This is a genomic window from Bradyrhizobium sp. P3_C3 (genome assembly GCF_056402655.1).
Genome location: NZ_JBFUGY010000030.1, coordinates 1 through 21,063, shown reverse-complemented (window position 1 = coordinate 21,063; position 21,063 = coordinate 1). Strand labels below are relative to the sequence as shown.

Here is a 21,063-nt window from a genome sequence, read left to right as displayed (position 1 = left end):
AATTGTGCCGTCCCGAGGATGGTAGCAGGCCATGGGCGGGCGCTCTTGACATTCTGCTTACATTCTCTTCACCGGCGGCTTATTCTTGCGCTGCAACCGGCGCGAGAGACCGACGGGGGAAAGCCACCCAGGGAATTGCCAGCTTGCGGTATCTCTTCGACGAGTACGCATTCGACACCGACCTTCGCGAGCTTTACCGCGGGGCGCACGTGGTCTCGGTTGCGCCGCAGGTGTTCGACCTGCTCGACTACCTGATCCGCAACAGGGAACGGGTCGTAAGCAAGGACGACCTCATCAAGACCATCTGGAACGGCCGTGTCGTGTCCGATGCGGCACTGACGACGCGGCTGAACGTCGCTCGGAGTGTGATTGGCGATTCCGGCGAAAAACAGCGTCTCATCAAAACCCTGCAGCGCAAGGGCTTCCGTTTCGTTGGAACGGTGCAGGAAGTGCAGAGGCCCGCAGACGCGGCGCCCACAGCCGATTCTGGTGAACAGTTTCAGGGTACCGCTGATCCAGATCGGTCCGATGCCGCGACAGTTGCGATGTCGATTCCTGCGCCACGCCTTTCCATCGTCGTACTGCCGTTCGCGAACTTCGGAGGCGATCCCGAGCAGGACTATTTCGTTGATGGCGTGACCGACAGCCTGACCACGGACCTTTCGCGCATCAGTGGCTCATTCGTGATCGCGCGTAACACCGCTTTCACCTTCAAGGGCAAAGCCGTCGATGTAAAGCAAGTCGGACGCGAGTTGAACGTCCGCTATGTGCTCGAAGGTTCCGTGCAACGAGGCGGCAATCGGCTTCGGGTGAATGTTCAGCTGATCGATGCCGAAACCGGCAATCACCTATGGGCCGAGAGGTTCGAGAAACCCGTCGCCGACCTGTTCGACATGCAGGACGAGATCGTATCGCGGCTCGCAAACACGCTAAATGCCCAGCTCATTCAGGTTGAAGCGCGGCGAGCGGAACGTTCAACCCATCCCGATGCAATGGACCTGTATTTCCAGGGCTGGGCTTACGAGAACAATGGGACGACCCCGCAATACATGACGCAAGCGCAGGCCTTTTTCGACCGCGCCCTGGCACTCGATCCCGACAATATCGAGGCGCTGGTCGGCTCGGCGCGGGTTGAAGCGGCGCTTGGGGCCAATCTTGTCACCGACGACTGGAAAGCGCACTTGGCGGCGGCCGAGGCAGCCTCAACCAAGGCTCTGTCCCTTGCGCCAAACCATGCTCGGGCCCGTAGCATCCTGGGTCTGGTCCAATCATTTAGCAACCCGGCCCGAGCCATCGCTGAATGCGAGCGGGCGTTGGCACTGGATCACAATTTGGCCGACGCTCATGCCTTCATCGGTCTCGCCAAGTTTTTTCTCGGTCGCAGTAGCGAGACCGAGGCCCATATCCGCGAGGCGCTTCGCCTCTCTCCTCGCGATTCCTACGCCTACCGGTGGTTCATGTTTGTCGGTCTCGCCAAATTGTTTCTCGGCGCCGACGTGGAAGCGGTTGCCTGGCTGCGCCGGAGCATCGAGGCCAACCGAAATCATCCCCTCCCGCATTACTATCTCGCCGCTGCGCTGTCGCTGCTCGGCTCACCGGACGAGGCGCGGGCCGCCGCACAGGCCGGCCTTGTGCCCAATCCGACCTTCACTCTCCGCCGCTACCGGGCCCGCGTGACGAGCGACCATCCGGCTTATCTCGCCGGGCGCGAGCGTGTGTATGAGGGCATGCGCATGGCCGGGGTGCCGGAGGGATGAACGGCAGGAGGTTGCCGGTGCGCGCCCAACAAGGATCGGGCGCTCCTGGGCTTACGGCGACGGCACGGTCGAAGGCGGCGCGGTGACGTTCGGCAGCGGAGTTGCTGGCCAAGGGCTTGCCGGCCAGGGACCTTTCGGCTTGGCCGCGATCGACGAGCACGCCGCCGCAAGCTGAGTCCGCATCGACGCAAGGCCCGTCAGGTCGATGTCGAATTTCGCGACGTCCACCTTTTCGTCCGGCATCGGCGTGGTCCGCCGGACATGGAGGGAGCGGGACGCCATGATCGCCTTGACCATGTCAGGGTCGATACTGCCGCTCCACATCTCGTACTTCGCGGCCCGCGCCGGAAACCCTCCGGCTTCCTGGTCCTTGTCGGCGTCCGCCGTCATCATGATCGTACTTTTGCCGACGCTCGCCTCGTCGATCTCGCCCGCGAACAGCAGCGGCACGCGGTTCCTGGTTTCGCAAAACATGCGCCATTCCATCGTCCGGAACGAAGAGCCGCTTTCCTTCTTCATCACCGCGATCTTGCTGATGAACGGCCGCGTAGCCTTCTCCAGCCTCCACATCCCTTCGGCAAACGGTCGCGTGTCGATTCCGAAACGATAGAGCTCGGCTCGCGTCAGCATATGCAGATTTTCGAACTTCACGGTACGGATGAGATCGTCGAGCTCGCGGCCGATCCCCATCGCCGCGATGAACGCAGCGCGGTCGCGGACGGCGTTCGCGATCCGGCGCTGCCTGTATTCCGCGACCGCCTGCGGCGCCGGATGCCCGTGAAAGACGAGGACCAGCCTGGAGTTATGGACCGCCAGGGCGGCGTCGGGAGCGACCTCGCGTGATGTCGCCCCGAGAAACAGGTAACCGCAGGCGGAGTTGCACATCGCATGATAGGTCGTGAGCTCCGCCTCGACCTCGCCGCCGACGGCCTTGGTCCTCAGGCAGGCGGCGTCCACCTGTGTGCCGGCGGCGCACGCCGTCGCGATCGTCCGGCCGACCCGCGCGACCGCCTTGCGACTGCGCAGCAGCCGGCCGATGACGTAGGACTGCTCCACGTTCCCGCCGGGCGAATGAAGGTAGATCGGACGCAGGGTGTCCTTGACGCCGGCCAGGAAGCGGCGAATGCGCTGGCTGGCGTCTCCATCGATCTCGCCCTCGATGGCGATCCAGTGGTCGCAGCCGGGCCCGCACGCGTCCGGTGCCCCCTTGGCAAGATAGATTGTCAGCCTGCGCGCAAATCCGGCATTTTCGGCAGGCGTTTCCTCGGCGTGCAGTGCGCATGGAAGCAGCATGGCCACGAGAAACAAAATACGGGCAAGCATGTAACGCCTGGGCCACGCGCGGTGAAGATAGACGTCGACGTTACATGATGATCGGCGCGCCTACAACTTTTGGTGGCATGCGGACGCGCGTTTATTGCGCCAGGCGGCACATCGTGCTTTCTCGAAATACAGCGTTCGTCACGTCAGACGATCGATGATTTCGAATAGCCTGTCGCAGGAAGCCTCGATCCGCTTTTGCGGAGATGTGGCGATACCCAGCAACAGACCGGGGCGCGCCGAAGCCGTGGACGCATACCAGAGCGACAGCGGAGTAGGCGCCAGCCCGAACGATGCCGCTTCCCTGGCGATGGCGAGATCGGGCGCTCCATCCGGCAGCCGCAGGACCGCTGCCAATCCGGCAAGCGCAACGTTGGCGGTGCGCGTCCGAAGCTGTTTGAGCAATGCATCGCCTTGCGCGGCGTAGACCCGCTTCGTGCGCCGGAGATGCCGCAGATAATGGCCCTCGCGTATGAAATCGGCGGTCGCGAGCTGCACCGCGGGCCCGGGCGCTGGCGCGAGGCAAGCTGCGGCTTCGGCAAATCGCGACGCCAGAGCCGCCGGCGCAACGACAAAGCCCAGTCGTAGGGCAGGGGTCACGGTCTTGCTGAAGGAGCCGATGTGGATGACGCGGCCCGCGCGATCGAGCGAGGCAAGTGCCGGCGTGGCTCGGCCCTTGAGCTGCAGCTCGCTGAGATAGTCATCCTCGATCACCCACGCCTTGCGCCGGGTGGCCCAGTCGAGCAGGCGCGAACGCCTCGCCAGCGACAATGTGGATCCGAGTGGCGCCTGCTGTCCGGGCGTCACGACAACCAGCGCCGCGTCGGGAGCATGTTTCAGGCCATATTCGACATCGATGCCGTCGGCATCGACCGGGATCGGCGCGATCGACAGTCTTGCAAGCGCGAGACCGTGCCGCGTGAAGGGAAAGCCCGGATTCTCCATCCAGACCTTCGTCTTTGACTCGAGGCCGAGGACACGGAGCGCCAATCCGAGGCCGCCGCTGAAACCGCTGGTGATGATGATCTGCGACGGCGTGCATGCGATCCCGCGCGCCAGCGCGAGGTAGGCTGCGATCTCGCGTCGCAAGTCGAGCTCGCCGCGCGGATCCGGATAGATCGCCGGCGCGCTCATTTCGGCGCGAACCGCCTGCGCGCGCATGCGCGCCAGCAATTTGGCAGGAAAGGTCTCTTGCGCGGGCACGCCCATCTGGAAGATTGCCGGCCCCGCCGTGAGCTCCTGGTACATCTCCATGAACGAGCCGGGCGCAGGGGCCTTGTCCTTCCGAACGGGAAGCGGCGGCCGATCCGCGACATGCGTGCCGGTTGCGCGTGACGCGACGATCAATTGGGCAGAGGACAGCTTTTCATAGGCCGCGCGCACGGTGCCCCGCGCGACGCCAAGCTGGGCTGCCAGGTCCTGCCAGGAGGGCAGGCGCGCTCCGGGTGCGAGCACGCCGTTCGCGATGGCGGCCCTGATGCCCCCATGGATCTGCTCGGCCAGCGGCGTCTTCGCAGAGCGATCCAGTTCCAGCCGCAGCGGTTTGGTCATGCCCCGTGGTACACGATTTTCGTGCGTTCTTGGTGCTTTTTTGTGGACCAGGGCAGGGGCATTTATGGCAGAGACACGGGCCGGGCATCGATCATCAAGGAGCAGGACAATGACAGGGCGTCTCGACTACGACCGTATCGCGCCGGCGGGTGTGAAAGCCTTGGGCGGTGTCTACGGCTACATCATGCAGAGCAATCTTCCGGCGGCGCTGATCAACCTCGTCTATCTGCGCGTATCCCAGATCAACAACTGCGCCTACTGCCTCGACATGCATATGCGCGATCTGCTCAAGAGCGGGGTGAAGATCGAAAAGCTCGCTCTGCTGCAGGCGTGGGAGGAAGCCGGCAATCTGTTCGACGCGCGCGAGCGCGCCGCCCTCGCATGGGCCGAAACGGTGACCCGCGTCGCGGATACCGGCGTGCCGGATCAGGCCTATGAAGCCGCGCGCGCGGTCTTCGAGGAGCGCGAGCTCGTCGATCTCACCATCGCGATCGGCCTGATGAACACGTATAATCGTATGGCGATCAGCTTCCGTAAGACGCCGCAGGCCGCCGTCGAGAAGACAGCCTGACGGGCCACGAACGGCATCGGCCGACGTCAATGCAAGGCAGGAGTTGGAAAATGACGAGCGTGATTTCCGGCGTGAAAATTCCCGACAGCAAGCTGGCGCGCGAGGCCGCCGAGCTGGTGCGCAGCTACGAAGACGAGATGCTGTTCAACCATTCGGTCCGCGTCTACGTGTTCGGCGCGATGAAGGGGCTGCGTCAGAAGCTGAAATTCGATTCCGAGTTGCTTTATGTCGCGGCGCTGTTTCACGACCTCGGCCTGGTCGATCACTACCACACCGAAACAAAGCGATTTGAGGTCGACGGTGCCGACGCCGCGCGGGACTTTCTCCGGGCACGCGGCATCGCCGAGCCGCAGGCCGATCTAGTCTGGGAGGCGATTGCGCTGCACACCACACCCGGTATTCCGGAATATATGAGACCGGAAATCGCCCTCACGAGGGCAGGAGTTGTGGTGGACGTCGGGGCCGTTGGATATGACGAGTACACGCCGGAGCAGCGCGATCAGGTGATCGCTGCGTTCCCGCGCGGCGATTTCAAGAACGAGTTTCTGAAGGTGCAGACCTGCTCAGCGCTGAAGAAGCCGCAGACGACATTCGGGACCGTCAATTTCGACTATATCCAGGATCACGATCCCAGCTTCCACAAGCCGAACGTGTGTACGCGCATCCGCAACACGCCCTGGCAAAGCTGAGCTGCCGCTAAGCCACCGGATCCCTGACGGCATCCGAACGGCTTCGGTCATCCGGCGCCAGCGGTGGCGCCGGCCGCGCGGGAGCGTCCTTCAGCAAGGCAGCGTCGCTCGAGGCGTCCTCGTCCGGCGCGGCTCGGGCCTCGCGCGCGGCGACGATCCAGATCAGGAAGCCAAGAAGCGCGAGCGCGGCTCCGACGGGACCGGTGGAGGTCCAGCCGAGCCCCTCGCGAATGGCGATGCCACCCAGGAACGGGCCGAGCGCATTGGCGGTGTTGAACGCCGAATGGTTGAGCGCAGCAGCGAGCGCCTGCGCGTCTCCCGCGACGTCCATCAGCCGCGTCTGCAGGATGGCGCCGAGCGAGACGCTGGCGCCGATCGCGAAGACGTCCACCGCGAGCAGCCAGGGATTGCCGGCGGCAAGCGGAAACAGCAGCAGCGCGACCGCGGCGAACAGCAGGATGACGCCTGCCGTCGGCATCAAGGCACGGTCGGCAAAGCGCGGCACGAATAGATTGCCGAGCGTGGCGCCGATGCCGAACACGGCGAGGAAGAACGGGATGACCGCGGTGCTGACCTTGGTGACCTCGATCAGCGTCGTCGCCAGATAGGTATAGACGGCGAACATGCCGCCAAAGCCGATGGCGCCGATCGCCAGCGTGATCCAGATGCGGCCGTTTCGGAGCGCACCGAGCTCGCGCAGCGGGTCGGACCGGCCGGCCGCATCGCGCGGCGCGAACAGCGCGCACAGCACGACCGTGATCAACGCCAGCACCGACACGAAGCCAAAACTCGCGCGCCAGCCGACCGCCTGGCCGATCAGATTGGCCAGGGGCACGCCGATGATCGTGGCAGTGGTCAGGCCGAGCATCACCTGGCCGATCGCCTGCGAACGGCGTTGTTGCGGAACGAGCGAGGCCGCAACCAGCGCGGCGATACCGAAATAGGCACCATGCGGCAATCCCGACAGAAATCGAGCCGCGATCATCCAGCCGAAGCCCGGCGCGAGCGCGGTGAGCGCGTTGCCGAGCGCGAACACCAACATCAGGGCCAGCAACTGCGTCCGCCGGGCGAACCGGGCGCCAAGCACGGCGATCAGCGGCGCGCCCAGCACCACGCCAAGCGCGTAGGCACTGATCGCGTGCCCCGCGGTCGGCTCGTCGATCCCGAGGTCGGCGGCGAAGAACGGCAGCAAGCTCATCGATGCGAATTCGGTGGTTCCGATCGCAAAGCCACCCATCGCGAGCGAGAACAGGACGATGGCGAGATGAGGGGGCGCTGAGGCGCGGGGCGAGGTCGCGTGAGGCGAGGTCGTCATGTGTCCTGCATTGGTGGCGTCAACGGGAACCAGCCCAGCGAACGTCGCCACCCCTGCAAGATTTGTCGTCGTACTTAAACCCGCGCCAGCCCGCGTCAACATCGGAGGCGCGATGCAAGGCATGCCGCATATCAGCGTCCCGATTTAAGTGTGGCGCTATCCGGACGCGTCGCGCATGAGCCTGTGGCCTCATCGGTGCGCTTCGGCCTTCCCGCGACCTTCGCTATCCACTCTGCAGACGGGGTCGACGCGCCTGAGGGCAAACCAGTTGCATAGCTGCAGCAAAGTGTATTGGCGGTTGAAGCGGTCGGCGCGACCTTTTGCCATCGCGCCCGGCGCGAGGGCTTCCACTTCGGGGCYCGGCGCAAGTGAGGAATTCGCGAATGCTGTCGAAATTCAAAAGGAATTCATAAGGAATTCAAAAGGAATTCGAAAGGTAGAGTGCATTGATTGGGTGCCTTATTCCAGTGCGAGCCGCTCATCGCCAAGAGGAGGTAATCCGAAGAACCCCTTTTACTCTCCGCCGCGACTTGTTGTGGCGCTGCCGCTCCGAGCCATTCGGGTGATTTTGGTAGCGCCTCAACCGAATTGCGTTTAGCGTGTTGCAGATTGGTTCAACGACGAGACTCTGCTCGGCAAGAGGCTTTATTCGCCGCTGAGGGATCAATGAAGTCGGAGCCTACGAGCGTCCCCCCGTCGTCGCCGAACACCGCCAACGACAGTGGTGCGAGGTTGGTTGGTGCTGCCGAACAGGACTTTAATTCCCAAGTAGGTACGATCCTCGAATTCGAACGACCTTTCCGCGCCGTCCTCGTGGCGGACGTCGTCAGCTATACCAGACTTATGGAAGCTGCTGAGGTCGAGACGCATAGTCGCTATCGGGCTCTTCGCGTGAGCGTCATCGATCCTGCCTTGATCGGTCGACGAGGCGAGATTGTGAAGAACACCGGCGATGGCTTCGTCGCGGTGTTCGAGAGCCCGCTCGATGCCCTTCGCTGTGCCTCCGAGTTGCAGCGTGAAGTCACCGGGCTTGAAACCCTGCAACCTCCCGAGCGCCGCATAGCCTTTCGCATCGGCGTTCATTGGGAGCCTGTCATCTTTGATCTGAACGATGTCTACGGCCATGGCGTCAATATCGCGGCACGCTTGCAATCTGTCGCTCCCGCGGGCGGCGTTGTGGTGTCGTCGGCCCTTTTGCGAGTAGTCGCCGATCTGAGCGAATTCAAGTTTGACGACCTGGGTGAACTTCATCTCAAGAACCTGTCGCGGCCGGTTCATGCCTTTCTCCTGCTCTCGCCGGGAGTGGACCGCCGCACGGTGATCGGCGCTTCCACCAAATCCTCGAGACGAACCAAACTGCCCTCGATCGCCGTTCTTCCGTTTGCGAACAGCTCTTCGGAGGTCGACGACAGCTATTTTGCCGAAGGCTTCGTCGAAGACATCATTGTCAGCCTGAGTAATATTCAGGAGCTTCTGGTGGTGTCTCGCGGGTCGACGATGCCGTTTCGTCAGCGCGAGATCGATCCCGTCGAAATCGGCGAGAAGCTTGGCGTTCGCTATTACGTCAGCGGTCACGTTCGCCGATCGGGCAAGCGATTCCGGTTTTCGGTCGAGCTGGTCGATGTTGCGACTGGCTCCGTGGTGTGGGCCGAGAAATACGACACGGACCTCGCGGACGTTTTCGAAGTCCAGGACGAGATCGCCATTGGTGTCGTTGAGAAGATCGCCGCCTATGTGCGTCGCGCAGAGATCAAGCGGGCGCTGCGAAAGCCGCCGAAGAGCCTCAATGCGTATGACTACCTCCTGCGGGCGCTTGAGCTGCTCTACAAATTCGATTTCGCGAGCTTCTCGCGCGCCAAAGGGCTGCTCGAGAAAGCCAGCGAGGAAGACCCCGAATACGCGGCGCCGTACGCGTTCGCTGCGAAGTGGCACAATTTCAAGATCGCGGAGGGGTGGTCGTCGGATTTCGATGCGGATTCGGCCGACGTGATCCGGCTGTCCAATTGTGCCATCGAAAGAGACCCGCAAAATGCTCTCGCGCTCGCGATACAGGGGCACGGCAAGAGCATGTTCTTTCGTGACTACGACAGCGGATTGGACCTGTGTGAGCGGGCTCTTGCCATATCCCCCAGCAATTCGTGGGCATGGGTGTTCGGGAGCGGGACCCCCGGGTTCATCGGCGATGCTTCAACCGGAATCGCCCGTGCGGAGCGCGCCATCCGGCTTTCACCACTTGGCCAACAGGCCTTTTTCAATTTCTGCCTGCTCGGCCAAAATCATTATCTGAACGGAACGTTTGACGATGCCATTCGCTGGTCGAAGAAGTCTTTGACCCTCAGCCCGCGTTTTGGAAACGCCGCGCGCGTCCTCGCCGCAAGCCTCGTCGCGGTTGGTCGCCTGGAGGAAGCGCGGCAGGTTTCGCAGCACCATAAGAACATCCTGCCCGGCTTCAGGGTATCGGACTATGCGCGCCGTTGTCCGTTCAAGGAGCCCCAGGGGTCTTTGTATGTCGAGCGATTAGGAGCAGCTGGGTTGCCGGATTGATGGGGCCAGGAGCCCGGTTCAAATTATTAGCCCCTCGATGGAGAGCACAATGCCTGGTGTTGCAGGAGGAGGCGGTGGCGGTGGCGGCGGCGGCGGCGGCGGTGGCGGCGGTGGCGGTGGCGGTGGCGGCGGTGGCGGCGGTGGCGGAAACGGCGCAGTCAGCGGCGGTTACGTTGGTGGTGGAATTCCCCCGCGTCCTTTCCCGATCTTCGAGAGTTTCGTCGGAGTCCTGCCCGGTAGCTTGAATTACGGGGCGACATTCCCGCTGTCTGCCTGGCGCCCTGACTTTTTTGCCCAGATCGCATTGCTCGAATTTGCCAGGACCGATTGGCAAACCATCACTGTCGCCGGCCCGCCAACGGATCACGATGTGATTTTCGGCGAGATCGATGAACTGCTTGGGGCGTCGATGGATCGTCGCAAGAGGTTGGCAGATGAGATCGTCGATCAGGACGTGAGGCTTGTCGGCTATTTTGCGCAGGTCCTCATGCTTTCGCCGTCGGCGCATCCAAATACGATCAAGATTCTGGAGATGGCCGATCATGTTGGGCTGATGGTCGCCGTCTACTACAAGCTCAGGTTCAATCGCGGTCGGCCGCAACAGGTCTGTCCGGCGCTTTTCCCAATGGTCGCGTCGCCCTGGCACGCCTCCTATCCGAGCGGACATTCGCTGGAGAGTCACCTGATGGCACTGGCGCTGGGAGAGATTATCCCCGGTGCCAAGAGTGCACTGAGGGCGCTGGCCGCGCGGATCGGGAAGAATCGCGAGATCGCTGGCGTCCACTATCCGAGTGACACGGCTGCCGGGAAGGCCATCGCTGAAGCCGTGTTTCCGTACCTCCAGCTATGCGGCACCTTCCATGCGGTGTCCGAGGCGGCAAAACAAGAGCATTTGATCAGTGCCTAAAGCCGCAGCCGAGATCGCATCCTTGGATTTTGCAAGGATGCGCTCCGCACGGCCACAAGGAATTGAAGTTGTACCAATCGATCTCAACCACGAGGTATTGCAATGGGTGTGGAAGAAATTTCCGTCATCGAAAGGACGCGGATTCAGTTGGCGCCAGATTTCACGATGCAACATCAGTGTCACATCAATTGGTGCTGGGCAGCCGTCGCTTCCAGCATCTCGCGCTATTACGACGAGACCAGTACTTTCACGCAGTGCCGCATCGCCGACCTTGAATTGAACCGGCATGATTGCTGTGATTTCCCTTGCGGCACGCCGGGCCTGGAATTCGATGTGACGCATTCTCTCGGATCACCGCTCAACCGAGTCCGCTGCCTCGCCGTGTTGGCCCTCGACCAACGAGCGACACGAATGGAGGTGCAGCAGGAGATCGGTGCAGGGCGACCCATTTGTGTTCGCACGGTCTGGTCGGGAGACGAAGATGAGGAGGGACCGGCGCACTTCGTCGCGATCGTCGGATATCTGGAGGATACCGACAGCCTGGTCATCGAGGATCCCCTTTTCGGCCTAACACCGGAGATCCAGTTTGATCGATTTTGCTCAAACTATCAGGACGCCAAAGGTGTCTGGACGGACACTTACTTCACCAAGGCCCCGGTCTAGAACCTCGCCACCGTGAAAGGAGAGAAAAGATGGCAATTCATCCCAGCGATCCTCCGGCGGCTGCGGTCGTAGCTGTGAAGCGAGCGGTGGCCAGCCGGGTGGGCAACCCGAAATTCCCGCGATCAAGGCTTTCCACTGCCAAGCGCGACGCGGTCTTCATTTCCCTGCCGCATCGCATTGCCTATCTGGCTTTTGGCAAGATCCGTCGCGCAGACAAACTCAGAGCGGCTGCGAAGCTAGGCAATTGGAGATTTCTTGTGATTGAAGCGAAGCGGCGCACCGCCGCTGATGATGGTGGAGGAGAGGAACAGGAGCCGATCGCTGCTGCGACAATCGTGAAGTCGGCAGCGACGACGTATGAGACGACGTATGAACTGGGTGACCTGAACGAAGGGCCGTTTGTGGCAGCGACGTCGGAGGCGATCCGTCGTGCCGAGAAGCTTCCTGAAGTTCGGGAAGGACGCTTCGAGGCTTTCCTGCTCACCGTGCCGGCGGTCCATGTGACAGCGCTCTGGCTGCAAGATTATCAAGATTGTCATGGCGATGCGGACCTGCTGCTGACGTTACCGCCCTCGGACCAGGCCTTGGAGCCGTATCGGCCGATGGCGTCGGCTGCGTTCTTGGCTGTCGTGCAAGACCTCGCTCGGAAAGTAACTTCCGAATACGCGACGAGAGGGTGAGCGGGCAATGTCGGCGCGATGGAAAAGCTCGCAAGTGCGTTAAGCTCGCAAGGGCGTCAAAGTTGGCAAGTCCCGGCATGGGAGCACGCCTAGTCGGCCTGCTTCGGCCGCCGGGGAGCCTTTGACCTCTTCTGCGGAAAGTACGGGTTCACGGCGCAGCTCGCGGAGCGGCCGACGGCGAGAAATCTGCACTGTTCGAGCGAAGTGTAGCGGCAGTCGAAATAGCCGACCGGGCCGTAGATCTGCATGCAGACGGGATAGCTGGGATCGTAGGTCTGCGCGTGCGCCGGCACGCCCGAGAAGAGCAGGCCGGTGGCGACGAGCGCGAAGCGGGCGCGGCGCATCTCAGCGCGGCGGGTAGTAGCCGGGTGAATAGCCCGGTGTCTGGGCGCGCGGACGATTCTGATAGGCGTAGGGATCGTCGCTCTGGCCCGTGAAATACGGATTCGCGATGCAGGTCAGCGCGCGGCCCGACGAGCTTGCCTGACACTGTGCGTAACTGTCGAACGTGCAATTGCTCAGCCCCGGCCATTCCTGGCCGGTCAGGCAGAACGCGTGATGCGTGCCGAATGCGCGTGCGGGCGTGCTTGCACTCAGCGTGAGCGCGAATGTGGCGATTGCGAGCGAAAATGTGGCGACAATGGGGAGGGCAATCTGTCTGCGCATCTCAATCTCCAATCACACAATCGTGCGTGCATCAGGTGTCCAGGCACAGATGCAACATACGTCGTGTAGTCGACATTGGAACTCATGAAAACCCTTGTTTCAAAGGGTTTCCCGCGCGCGCTGCTAAACATTCATTAACGCAGCACAGCCCTTTGGCCCCGACTGTTGCGTCGGGGTTACAGCAATTCCGTCGAGCGCTGATATGACGGCCCTACGGCCCGGGGGCCTAACGACGAAACTGGAACGGGAATCAAATGAACAAGAATCTGTTGCTTGCTGCTGTGAGCCTTGTCGCGCTGAGCGCGACTGCGCCGGCGCTGGCTGCTGACCTCGCTGCGCGGCCTTACACCAAGGCGCCTGCGATGATCGCGACCGTCTATGACTGGAGCGGCTTCTACATCGGCATCAACGGCGGCGGCGGTTCGTCGCACGCGACCTGGGATTTCGTTGGCGTGGGTCGCGAAGGCTCGCACGATGCGACCGGCGGCACGGTCGGTGGTCAGATCGGCTATCGCTGGCAGTCCGGCCAGTGGGTGTTCGGCGTGGAAGGCCAGGGCAACTGGGCCGATTTCTCGGGCGACAACAACAGCGCGCTGTTCGCCTCCCGCAACCGCACCAAGATCGATGCGTTTGGCCTGATCACCGGTCAGGTTGGCTACGCCTGGAACAACGTCCTGGTCTACGTCAAGGGCGGTGCGGCTGTGGTCAGCAACAAGTACGAGATCTCCAGCACGGCGGGCGCGCTGCTCTCCTCGTCCAGCGACAGCCGCTGGGGTGGCACGGTCGGTGCCGGCCTCGAGTACGGCTTCGCGCCGAACTGGTCGGTTGGCGTCGAGTACAACCACATCTTCCTGTCCGACAAGGACGTGACCTTCGCTGGCTTCGCCGGCTCGGAGCGCATCCGTCAGGACGTCGACATGGGTCTCGTCCGCCTGAACTACAAGTTCGGCGGCCCGATGATCGGTCGCTACTGAGACTGGTCGCTCATTTCGAGCGATCGTCGAAAAGCCCCGGCCTTGCGCCGGGGCTTTTTTGTTACGTGAATTCAGCGAGTTAACCATCACTTTTCGAGAGAGCTCACACGGCTTGACTCTCAAGAACAAAATGAGAACAATGTTCTTCATACGTTCTGGTGATGGAGCAAGCCATGTTCAGGATTTTCGTGGAAGAAGCCGCCGCACTCGCCTCGATCTCGCTGTTCGTCGGGATGATCGCAATCTGGGCGCAGGTGATTCCGCAGCTCTAGGCCGCGGCTCGCCAGATCCCCTCAGTACCCCCAGGCCATGCCATTGGGGAAAAGCGGGACGACGCGGCCGATCGGCCGCTCCGGCGTGGACTCTGAAGCGGTGACGCCCCACCATTGTGAGGCGAGTCGGCTGGGTGGGCGGAAGATGTCCTCATGATCCCCCTGGAGCCGGCGACCGCTCCATCTCATCTGCAAGAGGCCGTCACGCGACCATGCCGAGCGCCGGATTTGTCCACCTTCACGTTCACTCGGCCTATTCGCTGCTCAAGGGCTCGATCAAGATCGCCAAGCTCGCCGAGCTTGCGAAGAAAGACCACCAGCCGGCACTGGCGCTGACCGACACCGACAACATGTTCGGCGCGCTGGAGTTCTCCGACAAGATGGCGGGCTCCGGCATCCAGCCGATCGTCGGCTGCGAGCTCGCGATCGATTTCGGCGACCAGGATCCCAATGCGCGCAATGCGCTGCTGCCGTCGCGTGTGGTGCTGCTGGCGGCCCAGGAGCGCGGCTATCGCAGCCTGATGCGGCTGAACTCGCGCGCGTTCCTCGAATCGCCTGACAGCCACGCGCCGTTCATCAAGTTCGATTGGCTCGACGGCGAGACCGAAGGCTTGATCGCACTCACGGGCGGCCCTGACGGGCCGATCTCGCTCGCGCTTGCCAGCGGGCAGGCCGAAATTGCGGCGACGCGCTGCGAGCGTCTCGCCGGCCTGTTCGGCGACCGCCTCTATGTCGAATTGCAGCGCCACAACATCGATAAGGAGCGCCGCGTCGAAAGCGGGCTGATCGACATCGCCTACGCAAAAGGCCTGCCGCTGGTTGCGACCAACGAGCCGTATTTCGCTTCGAACGACGATTACGAGGCGCACGATGCGCTGCTCTGCATCGCCGGCGGGCGGCTGATCGCCGAGACCGATCGCCTTCAGCTCACGCCCGATCACCGCTTCAAGACCCGCGCCGAGATGGCGGTGCTGTTCGCCGACATTCCGGAGGCGCTGGCCTCGACGGTGGAGATCGCCGAGCGCTGCTCGTTCCGCCCGATGACGCGCAAGCCGATCCTGCCGTTCTTCACGGTCGGCGCCGCCGCAAGCTCCGACGCCGCGTCGGTCGAGGCGGCCGAGCTGAAGCGCCAGGCGGAGGAGGGGCTCGCCAACCGCCTGCGCGTGCACGGCCTGTCGCAGGGCACCACGGAAGAGGACTACAACAAGCGCCTGGCGTTCGAGCTCGACGTCATCATGCGCATGAAGTACGCGGGCTACTTCCTGATCGTGTCGGACTTCATCAAATGGGCGAAGGGCCAAGGGATTCCGGTCGGGCCGGGCCGCGGTTCGGGCGCCGGCTCACTGGTCGCCTGGGCGTTGACCATCACCGACCTGGACCCGATCAAGTTCGGCCTGCTGTTCGAGCGCTTCCTCAATCCGGAACGCGTCTCGATGCCGGACTTCGACATCGATTTCTGCCAGGACCGCCGCGGCGAGGTGATCAGGTACGTCCAGGAGCGCTACGGTCGCGACCAGGTCGCGCAGATCATCACCTTCGGTACCCTGCAGGCGCGCGGCGTGCTGCGCGACGTCGGCCGGGTGCTGCAGATGCCCTATGGCCAGGTCGACAAGCTGACCAAGCTGGTGCCGCAGAATCCGGCCGCGCCGGTGACGTTGGCCGCCGCGATCGAGAGCGAGCCGAAGCTTCAGGCGTTCCGCGATGAAGACCCGGTGGTGGCGCGCGCCTTCGACATCGCGCAGCGCCTCGAAGGCCTGACCCGCCACGCCTCCACGCACGCGGCCGGCATCGTGATCGGCGATCGCCCCTTGAGCGAACTCGTGCCGATGTACCGCGATCCCAAGTCGGACATGCCGGTAACCCAGTTCAACATGAAATGGGTCGAGCCGGCCGGGCTCGTGAAGTTCGACTTCCTCGGCCTGAAGACGCTGACCGTGCTCGACGTCGCGGTGAAGCTCCTGAAGCCGCGCAACATCGACATCGATCTCGCGACGCTGCCGATCGACGATGCCGAAAGCTACCAGATGCTGGCGCGGGGCGAGGTGGTCGGCGTGTTCCAGGTTGAAAGCCAGGGCATGCGGCGCGCGCTGGTCGACATGCGCCCCGACCGTTTCGAGGACATCATCGCGCTGGTCGCGCTCTATCGCCCGGGCCCGATGGCGAACATCCCGACCTATTGCTCGCGCAAGCACGGTGACGAGGAGGCGGAATATCTGCATCCGGTGCTGGAGCCGATCCTGAAGGAGACCTTCGGCGTCATCATCTACCAGGAACAGGTGATGCAGATCGCGCAGGTGATGTCGGGCTATTCGCTCGGCGACGCCGACCTGCTGCGCCGCGCCATGGGCAAGAAGATCCGCGCCGAGATGGACAAGCAGCGCGACATTTTCGTCGCCGGTGCGGTCAAGAACGGCGTGCCGAAGGGGCAGGCCGAGACCATCTTCGAGCTGCTCGCAAAGTTCGCCGACTACGGCTTCAACAAGAGCCACGCGGCGGCCTACGCGCTGGTGTCCTACCACACCGCCTATATGAAGGCGCATTACCCGGTGGAGTTCATCGCGGCGTCGATGACGCTCGATCTCAACAACACCGACAAGCTCTCCGAATTCCGTTCCGAGGCGCAGCGCCTCGGCATCAAGGTCGAGCCGCCGAACGTCAACCGCTCAGGCCCGACCTTCGAGGTCGGCGAGAAGACGATCTACTACGCGCTCGCCGCGCTCAAGGGCGTCGGCATCCAGGCGATCGAGCAGATCATCGAGGAGCGGACCAGGCGCGGGCTGTTCACCTCGCTCGCCGACTTCGCCGCGCGGGTCAATCCGCGCGCGATCAACAAGCGCATCATCGAGAGCCTCGCCGCCGCCGGCGCCTTCGACACGCTGGAGCCGAACAGGGCGCGGGTCTTTGCCGGCGCGGACTCGATCCTGGCCGCCTGCCAGCGTGCGCATCAGGCCGAGACCATCGGCCAGAACGACATGTTCGGCATGTCGGCGGACGCACCGACCATCATGCTGCCGCAGATCGAGCCCTGGCTGCCGGCCGAGCGGTTGCGCCGCGAATATGACGCGATCGGATTCTTCCTGTCGGGCCATCCGCTCGACGATTACGCGATGGTCCTGAAGCGCCTGCGCGTGCAGAGCTGGGCCGAGTTCTCGCGTGCGGTGAAGACCGGCGCAACCGCCGGCAAGGTCGCGGCCACCGTGGTGTCGCGCATGGAGCGGCGCACCAAGACCGGCAACAAGATGGGCATCATGGGGCTGTCTGATCCCACGGGCCATTTCGAGGCGGTGCTGTTCTCCGAAGGCCTCGCGCAATACCGCGATGTGCTCGAGCCGGGCGCCGCCGTGCTGCTCCAGTTGGGCGCGGAATTGCAGGGCGAGGACGTTCGCGCCCGCGTGCTGCATGCCGAGCCGCTCGATGACGCGGCCGCCAAGACGCAGAAGGGCCTGCGCATCTTCGTGCGCGACACCAAGCCGCTGGAATCGATCGCCAAGCGACTGGCCGGCCCCGACATGGCGGCCTCGAACGGCGCCGCGCCAAAAGTCGGCAGTCCCGGCATCGCGCCGCGTTCGAACGGCGACGGCGAGGTCTCGCTGGTGATGATGCTCGACCTCGAGACCGAGGTCGAGATGAAGCTGCCCGGCCGCTTCAAGGTCTCGCCGCAGATCGCCGGCGCGATCAAGGCGGTCGCGGGCGTCGTGGACGTGCAGCAGCTCTAAGCACGATGAGATCCGGAAGAATCGTCATCGCGCTTGGGATCGGCGTTAGCGTATGATCTCACCACAAACGCGTGCCGCGTTTGTGGTGAGTGAGAATTGCTGCCCTTTTCCGGATCATGCTTTCGTAGCCGATCTCGAATATATGCAGATGGACGCAGCTCTGTGCGGTCGTTGCGCGTGAGGCGAGCGATCGCTTCGGCTTTGCAACATGGTTCGCGTTGCAGCAATCATCAGTTGCATCATTTATCATTGGTGATTTCTTCACATCGATGCACCTATCATCGCGACGCTTCCATTCGTCCACTGTACCTGGGGAAACGTCACATGTGCGACAAGTGCTCTGAATCTCTGCATCATGAATCTCTGCATCGAGACATCGCGCCGTCGCGGCGGTCCGCGATGCTGTTTGGCGCCGCTGCGTTCGGCATGGCCTTCGCCGGCGGAGCTTTCGCGAGCGGCGCCTTGGCAAAGGAGGCCAAGCAGCCACCCAAGCCGCAGAACGTGTTGTCGCCCGACGCATCGCTGAAGCGGCTGATGGAGGGCAATGCGCGCTATGTCGACGGTGTGGCGCGGCGCCACGATTTCAAGCACGAGCGCGAGGCGCTGGCCGGTGGACAGAATCCGTTCGCGGCGGTTCTGAGCTGCGCCGATTCACGCATCGCGCCGGAATATGCCTTCGACAGCGGCCGCGGGGATCTCTTCGTCTGCCGCGTCGCCGGAAATTTCGCCGGCACCGAAACCATTGCCAGCATGGAATATGCGGTGGCCGTGCTCAACGCACCGCTGATCCTGGTGCTTGGCCATGATGCCTGCGGCGCGGTCGATGCGACGCTGAAGGCAATCAAGGACAACACGTCGCCGCCGGGACATATTCCCTCGCTGGTCGACGCGATCGCGCCCGCCGCAAAGGCTGCGATGCAGCAGGGCGGGGACGTGCTCAACAAGGCGATCCGGCAGAACGTGATCGACAACGTCGCGAAGCTGAAATCGGCCGCGCCGATCCTCAATGCGGCCGTGGAGCAGGGCAAGCTGAAGGTCGTCGGTGGCATCTACCGGCTCACCACGGGAACAGTCGATCTGATCGCGCAGGGCTGAGCGAGGTTCGCGCCACAGCGCGGTCGCGAGGCTTACGCGGGCCTGACGCAGGGACTTGATGGGGCGGGGGCGCCATGCCGCCGCCTCAATCCGCGCTTTTCGTTCAAGAGCCATTCAGCCGGCCGCGCGTCTCATGTACGGTGGCAGCTCAACAACGATAGCGGGCAAGCAAGCCATGCGTGGGACCTACAAGGCCTTCATCTGTTTTCTCTTGCCGATCCTGGCGTTCGCTGCGGCCGCGCCCGATCCGGCGCGCGCGCAGCAGCAGGAAAAGCGCATCGCGCTCGTGGTCGGCAACGGCGCCTACGCCAAGTCGCCGCTGGCGACGACCGCGAACGATGCCGGCCTGATCGCGCAGACGCTGCAAGCGGCGGGCTTCGACGTGGTCGGCGCGCGCGATCTCGACGGCGACACGCTGCGCAAGAGTCTTCGCGATTTCATCCAGAAGGCGCAGGCCTCGGGCCCCGGCACCGTCGCGATGATCTATCTTGCCGGCTATGGCGTCCAGCTTGCGGGCGAGAACTATTTCATCCCGGTCGATTCCAACATCACCCGCGACACCGACATTCCGACCGAAGGCCTGCGCATCAGCGACTACGCCCGCCAGCTCGCGTCCATTCCGCTCAAGGCCAACATCGTCGTGCTCGACGCGGCGCGCGCGCAGCCCTTCATCGAGGGCGGCCAGCAGATCGCGAGCGGACTGGCGCTGGTCGAGCCGGATCCGAACATGCTGATCGCCTTCAACGCCGCGCCCGGCACGGTCGCGCCGGAAGAGCCCGGCCCGTACGGCATTTATGCGCAATCGCTGGCGGAGATGATCCGTACCGGCGGTCTGCCGCTGGCCGAGGTGTTCGACCGCGTCCGTCTGCGCGTCAACGAGGCTAGCAAGGGCGCGCAGGTGCCGTGGAACGAGGCGAAGATATCAGCGCCCTTCTCGTTCTTCGAGCGCGGGCCCGATGCGCCGCCGCCGGAGGCCGCGCCCGACCAGGTTGCCGCGATCCGCAACAAGCCGATCCGCGATCTCGGCGTGCAGGACGCCTATGCGGCCGCGCTCGAGCGCGACACGTTGCCGGCCTACGAAGAATTTCTCGCGGCCTATCCCGGTGACCCGATGTCGAAGCGCGTGATGGCGATCGTCGCGGCGCGCCGCGAGGCGATCACCTGGCGGCGGACCTATCGCGCCGATACGCCGGACGCCTACTGGTCGTATCTGCGTCGTTATTCGCGCGGTCCGCATGCCGGCGATGCACGGCGCAGGCTTGCAATCCTGACCGCGCCGCTCGAGCCGCCGCCGACTTTCGCGATGATGGACTATGACGTGCCGCCGCCGCCGCCGGAGGAGATCGTCTATGTCGACCGTCCCGTGCTGCTGTTCGGCGACCCCGTGTTCGGCTTCGCGCCGCCACCGCCGCCGCCGGTTTATTATCTGCCGCCGCCGCCACCGGATTTCATCGTGCTCGAGCCGCCGCTGCCCGTGGTCGGCCTGTTCGTGCTGCCGCAGCCGCTATTCGTGCCGATCCCGGTGTTCGTCAGGCCGCCGAYCTATGTCGCGCCGCCGCCGAACAACATCGTCTTCAACAACATCCATAACACCACGGTCATCAACACCGTGATCAACCGGCCGCCCGCCCCGCCCGTGGGAGCGGGAGGGACCGGGCCTGGCAATCTGAGGCCGGCGATTGCCGACCGCGCCAACCCGGTAGCGCCAATGTTGCCGCAAGCCGCTACGCAGCGCGCCGCGCTGATCCAGCAGGGCAAGGCGCCGATGCCGCCGAGCGCGACGGTCCAGCCGACGGCGAGGCCGGGGATACCTCCGGGGACGCCGGCCAATGTCGCGCCGACCGGCACGCCCCCCGCCGCACCGCCGACCAAGCTGCCACAGACCAACACGCTGCCGGTTCCCGGCGCCCAAGGCGGGCCTCCGTCGCCGCCGGCCGGGGCAGGGACGTCGCCTGGCGGCAGGCCCTTGGCGCCGACGGCAAATGCGCCCGGCGCGCCCACGCCGACGCATCCGGGGGCGCCAACCGCGGCTGCGCCCGGCACAACGCTGCCGCCCCATCCTGGTGCGCCAACGGCCGGCACTCCGACCACCGTTGCGCCCACCGCGAATCCGGCTGCGCCCGGCCAACCGCCGAAGCCGCCGGTTGCTCAGACCCCGCCTGCCGGCGCGCCCGTTGGCGGCAAATCTGCAACCCGTGAGCCGGCTGGCGCGCCGCCACCTACTGCKGGCACGCCGCCCGGCACTGCTCAGACCCCGCCTGCCGGCGCGCCCGTTGGCGGCAAATCTGCAACCCGTGAGCCGGCTGGCGCGCCGCCACCTACTGCGGGCACGCCGCCCGGCAC

The 21,063-nt window shown here is 63.9% G+C and carries 16 protein-coding genes; 11 read left to right on the top strand and 5 right to left on the bottom strand.

Going from position 1 to position 21,063, the window contains the following annotated elements; all coding sequences use genetic code 11:
* The first annotated feature begins 143 nt into the window (after positions 1-143).
* Positions 144-1,757 carry a winged helix-turn-helix domain-containing tetratricopeptide repeat protein gene (locus AC1DW2_RS28740; RefSeq protein ID WP_477007719.1) on the top strand — a complete coding sequence of 538 codons (1,614 nt, stop codon included), beginning with the start codon at positions 144-146 and terminating at the stop codon, positions 1,755-1,757.
* Between the two features lie 51 nt (positions 1,758-1,808).
* On the opposite strand, the gene AC1DW2_RS28735 is transcribed toward AC1DW2_RS28740, so the two are convergent.
* Together AC1DW2_RS28735 and pdxR are read right to left on the bottom strand one after the other, a co-directional pair.
* The gene (locus AC1DW2_RS28735; RefSeq protein WP_477007718.1) at positions 1,809-3,080 is read right to left on the bottom strand and encodes a hypothetical protein; all 1,272 of its coding nucleotides are present in this window, start codon (positions 3,078-3,080) and stop codon (positions 1,809-1,811) included.
* A 138-nt stretch (positions 3,081-3,218) separates the two neighbouring features.
* Positions 3,219-4,628 carry a MocR-like pyridoxine biosynthesis transcription factor PdxR gene (gene pdxR / locus AC1DW2_RS28730; RefSeq protein ID WP_477007717.1) on the bottom strand — a complete coding sequence of 470 codons (1,410 nt, stop codon included), beginning with the start codon at positions 4,626-4,628 and terminating at the stop codon, positions 3,219-3,221.
* Positions 4,629-4,737: 109 nt separating this feature from the next.
* On the opposite strand from pdxR, the gene AC1DW2_RS28725 reads away from it, so the two are divergent.
* Together AC1DW2_RS28725 and AC1DW2_RS28720 are read left to right on the top strand one after the other, a co-directional pair.
* Positions 4,738-5,199 carry a carboxymuconolactone decarboxylase family protein gene (locus AC1DW2_RS28725; protein ID WP_477007716.1) on the top strand — a complete coding sequence of 154 codons (462 nt, stop codon included), beginning with the start codon at positions 4,738-4,740 and terminating at the stop codon, positions 5,197-5,199.
* A gap of 50 nt (positions 5,200-5,249) precedes the next feature.
* A complete protein-coding gene (locus AC1DW2_RS28720; RefSeq protein ID WP_166341989.1) occupies positions 5,250-5,888 on the top strand; it encodes an HD domain-containing protein in 639 nt (212 codons plus the stop codon).
* Positions 5,889-5,895: 7 nt separating this feature from the next.
* Here AC1DW2_RS28720 and AC1DW2_RS28715 read toward each other — a convergent pair whose 3' ends face one another.
* On the bottom strand, positions 5,896-7,203 hold the full coding sequence (locus AC1DW2_RS28715; protein WP_477007715.1) for an MFS transporter: 1,308 nt from the start codon (positions 7,201-7,203) through the stop codon (positions 5,896-5,898).
* A 666-nt stretch (positions 7,204-7,869) separates the two neighbouring features.
* Here AC1DW2_RS28715 and AC1DW2_RS28710 point away from each other — a divergent pair.
* The 4 genes from AC1DW2_RS28710 (at position 7,870) to AC1DW2_RS28695 (ending at position 11,997) form a co-directional block, all read left to right on the top strand.
* Positions 7,870-9,747: an adenylate/guanylate cyclase domain-containing protein gene (locus tag AC1DW2_RS28710; RefSeq protein ID WP_135213824.1), complete on the top strand. Its 1,878-nt coding sequence runs from the start codon at positions 7,870-7,872 to the stop codon at positions 9,745-9,747.
* A 49-nt stretch (positions 9,748-9,796) separates the two neighbouring features.
* Complete coding sequence (locus AC1DW2_RS28705) at positions 9,797-10,654, top strand: phosphatase PAP2 family protein (protein ID WP_477007714.1); 858 nt, start codon at positions 9,797-9,799, stop codon at positions 10,652-10,654.
* Between the two features lie 102 nt (positions 10,655-10,756).
* The gene (locus AC1DW2_RS28700; protein WP_477007713.1) at positions 10,757-11,317 is read left to right on the top strand and encodes a papain-like cysteine protease family protein; all 561 of its coding nucleotides are present in this window, start codon (positions 10,757-10,759) and stop codon (positions 11,315-11,317) included.
* Positions 11,318-11,346: 29 nt separating this feature from the next.
* Complete coding sequence (locus AC1DW2_RS28695; protein WP_283016661.1) at positions 11,347-11,997, top strand: hypothetical protein; 651 nt, start codon at positions 11,347-11,349, stop codon at positions 11,995-11,997.
* Between the two features lie 89 nt (positions 11,998-12,086).
* On the opposite strand, the gene AC1DW2_RS28690 is transcribed toward AC1DW2_RS28695, so the two are convergent.
* Positions 12,087-12,341: a DUF3551 domain-containing protein gene (locus AC1DW2_RS28690; protein ID WP_071913454.1), complete on the bottom strand. Its 255-nt coding sequence runs from the start codon at positions 12,339-12,341 to the stop codon at positions 12,087-12,089.
* A gap of 1 nt (position 12,342) precedes the next feature.
* The gene (locus AC1DW2_RS28685) at positions 12,343-12,663 is read right to left on the bottom strand and encodes a DUF3551 domain-containing protein (RefSeq protein ID WP_063986338.1); all 321 of its coding nucleotides are present in this window, start codon (positions 12,661-12,663) and stop codon (positions 12,343-12,345) included.
* Between the two features lie 254 nt (positions 12,664-12,917).
* On the opposite strand from AC1DW2_RS28685, the gene AC1DW2_RS28680 reads away from it, so the two are divergent.
* The 4 genes from AC1DW2_RS28680 to AC1DW2_RS28665 all read left to right on the top strand — a co-directional run.
* Positions 12,918-13,637: an outer membrane protein gene (locus AC1DW2_RS28680; protein ID WP_071913456.1), complete on the top strand. Its 720-nt coding sequence runs from the start codon at positions 12,918-12,920 to the stop codon at positions 13,635-13,637.
* A gap of 484 nt (positions 13,638-14,121) precedes the next feature.
* Entirely contained in the window at positions 14,122-17,625 is a 3,504-nt protein-coding gene (gene dnaE / locus AC1DW2_RS28675; RefSeq protein ID WP_477007712.1) for a DNA polymerase III subunit alpha, read from the top strand.
* Between the two features lie 324 nt (positions 17,626-17,949).
* Positions 17,950-18,720 (top strand): carbonic anhydrase, encoded by a 771-nt coding sequence (locus tag AC1DW2_RS28670; RefSeq protein WP_063983030.1) that lies wholly within the window; start codon positions 17,950-17,952, stop codon positions 18,718-18,720.
* A gap of 175 nt (positions 18,721-18,895) precedes the next feature.
* Positions 18,896-21,063: caspase family protein (locus tag AC1DW2_RS28665; RefSeq protein ID WP_477007711.1), on the top strand; the 2,168-nt coding region annotated here is incomplete at its 3' end.

Coding starts and splice junctions, on each gene's coding strand:
- pdxR (WP_477007717.1), bottom strand. CDS start 4,628: ATGACCAAACCGCTGCGGCTGGAACTGGATCGCTCTGCGAAGACGCCG.
- dnaE (WP_477007712.1), top strand. CDS start 14,122: ATGCCGAGCGCCGGATTTGTCCACCTTCACGTTCACTCGGCCTATTCG.
- AC1DW2_RS28735 (WP_477007718.1), bottom strand. CDS start 3,080: ATGCTTGCCCGTATTTTGTTTCTCGTGGCCATGCTGCTTCCATGCGCA.
- AC1DW2_RS28715 (WP_477007715.1), bottom strand. CDS start 7,203: ATGACGACCTCGCCTCACGCGACCTCGCCCCGCGCCTCAGCGCCCCCT.
- AC1DW2_RS28705 (WP_477007714.1), top strand. CDS start 9,797: ATGCCTGGTGTTGCAGGAGGAGGCGGTGGCGGTGGCGGCGGCGGCGGC.
- AC1DW2_RS28685 (WP_063986338.1), bottom strand. CDS start 12,663: ATGCGCAGACAGATTGCCCTCCCCATTGTCGCCACATTTTCGCTCGCA.
- AC1DW2_RS28725 (WP_477007716.1), top strand. CDS start 4,738: ATGACAGGGCGTCTCGACTACGACCGTATCGCGCCGGCGGGTGTGAAA.
- AC1DW2_RS28700 (WP_477007713.1), top strand. CDS start 10,757: ATGGGTGTGGAAGAAATTTCCGTCATCGAAAGGACGCGGATTCAGTTG.
- AC1DW2_RS28695 (WP_283016661.1), top strand. CDS start 11,347: ATGGCAATTCATCCCAGCGATCCTCCGGCGGCTGCGGTCGTAGCTGTG.
- AC1DW2_RS28670 (WP_063983030.1), top strand. CDS start 17,950: ATGTGCGACAAGTGCTCTGAATCTCTGCATCATGAATCTCTGCATCGA.
- AC1DW2_RS28710 (WP_135213824.1), top strand. CDS start 7,870: ATGAAGTCGGAGCCTACGAGCGTCCCCCCGTCGTCGCCGAACACCGCC.
- AC1DW2_RS28690 (WP_071913454.1), bottom strand. CDS start 12,341: ATGCGCCGCGCCCGCTTCGCGCTCGTCGCCACCGGCCTGCTCTTCTCG.
- AC1DW2_RS28720 (WP_166341989.1), top strand. CDS start 5,250: ATGACGAGCGTGATTTCCGGCGTGAAAATTCCCGACAGCAAGCTGGCG.
- AC1DW2_RS28680 (WP_071913456.1), top strand. CDS start 12,918: ATGAACAAGAATCTGTTGCTTGCTGCTGTGAGCCTTGTCGCGCTGAGC.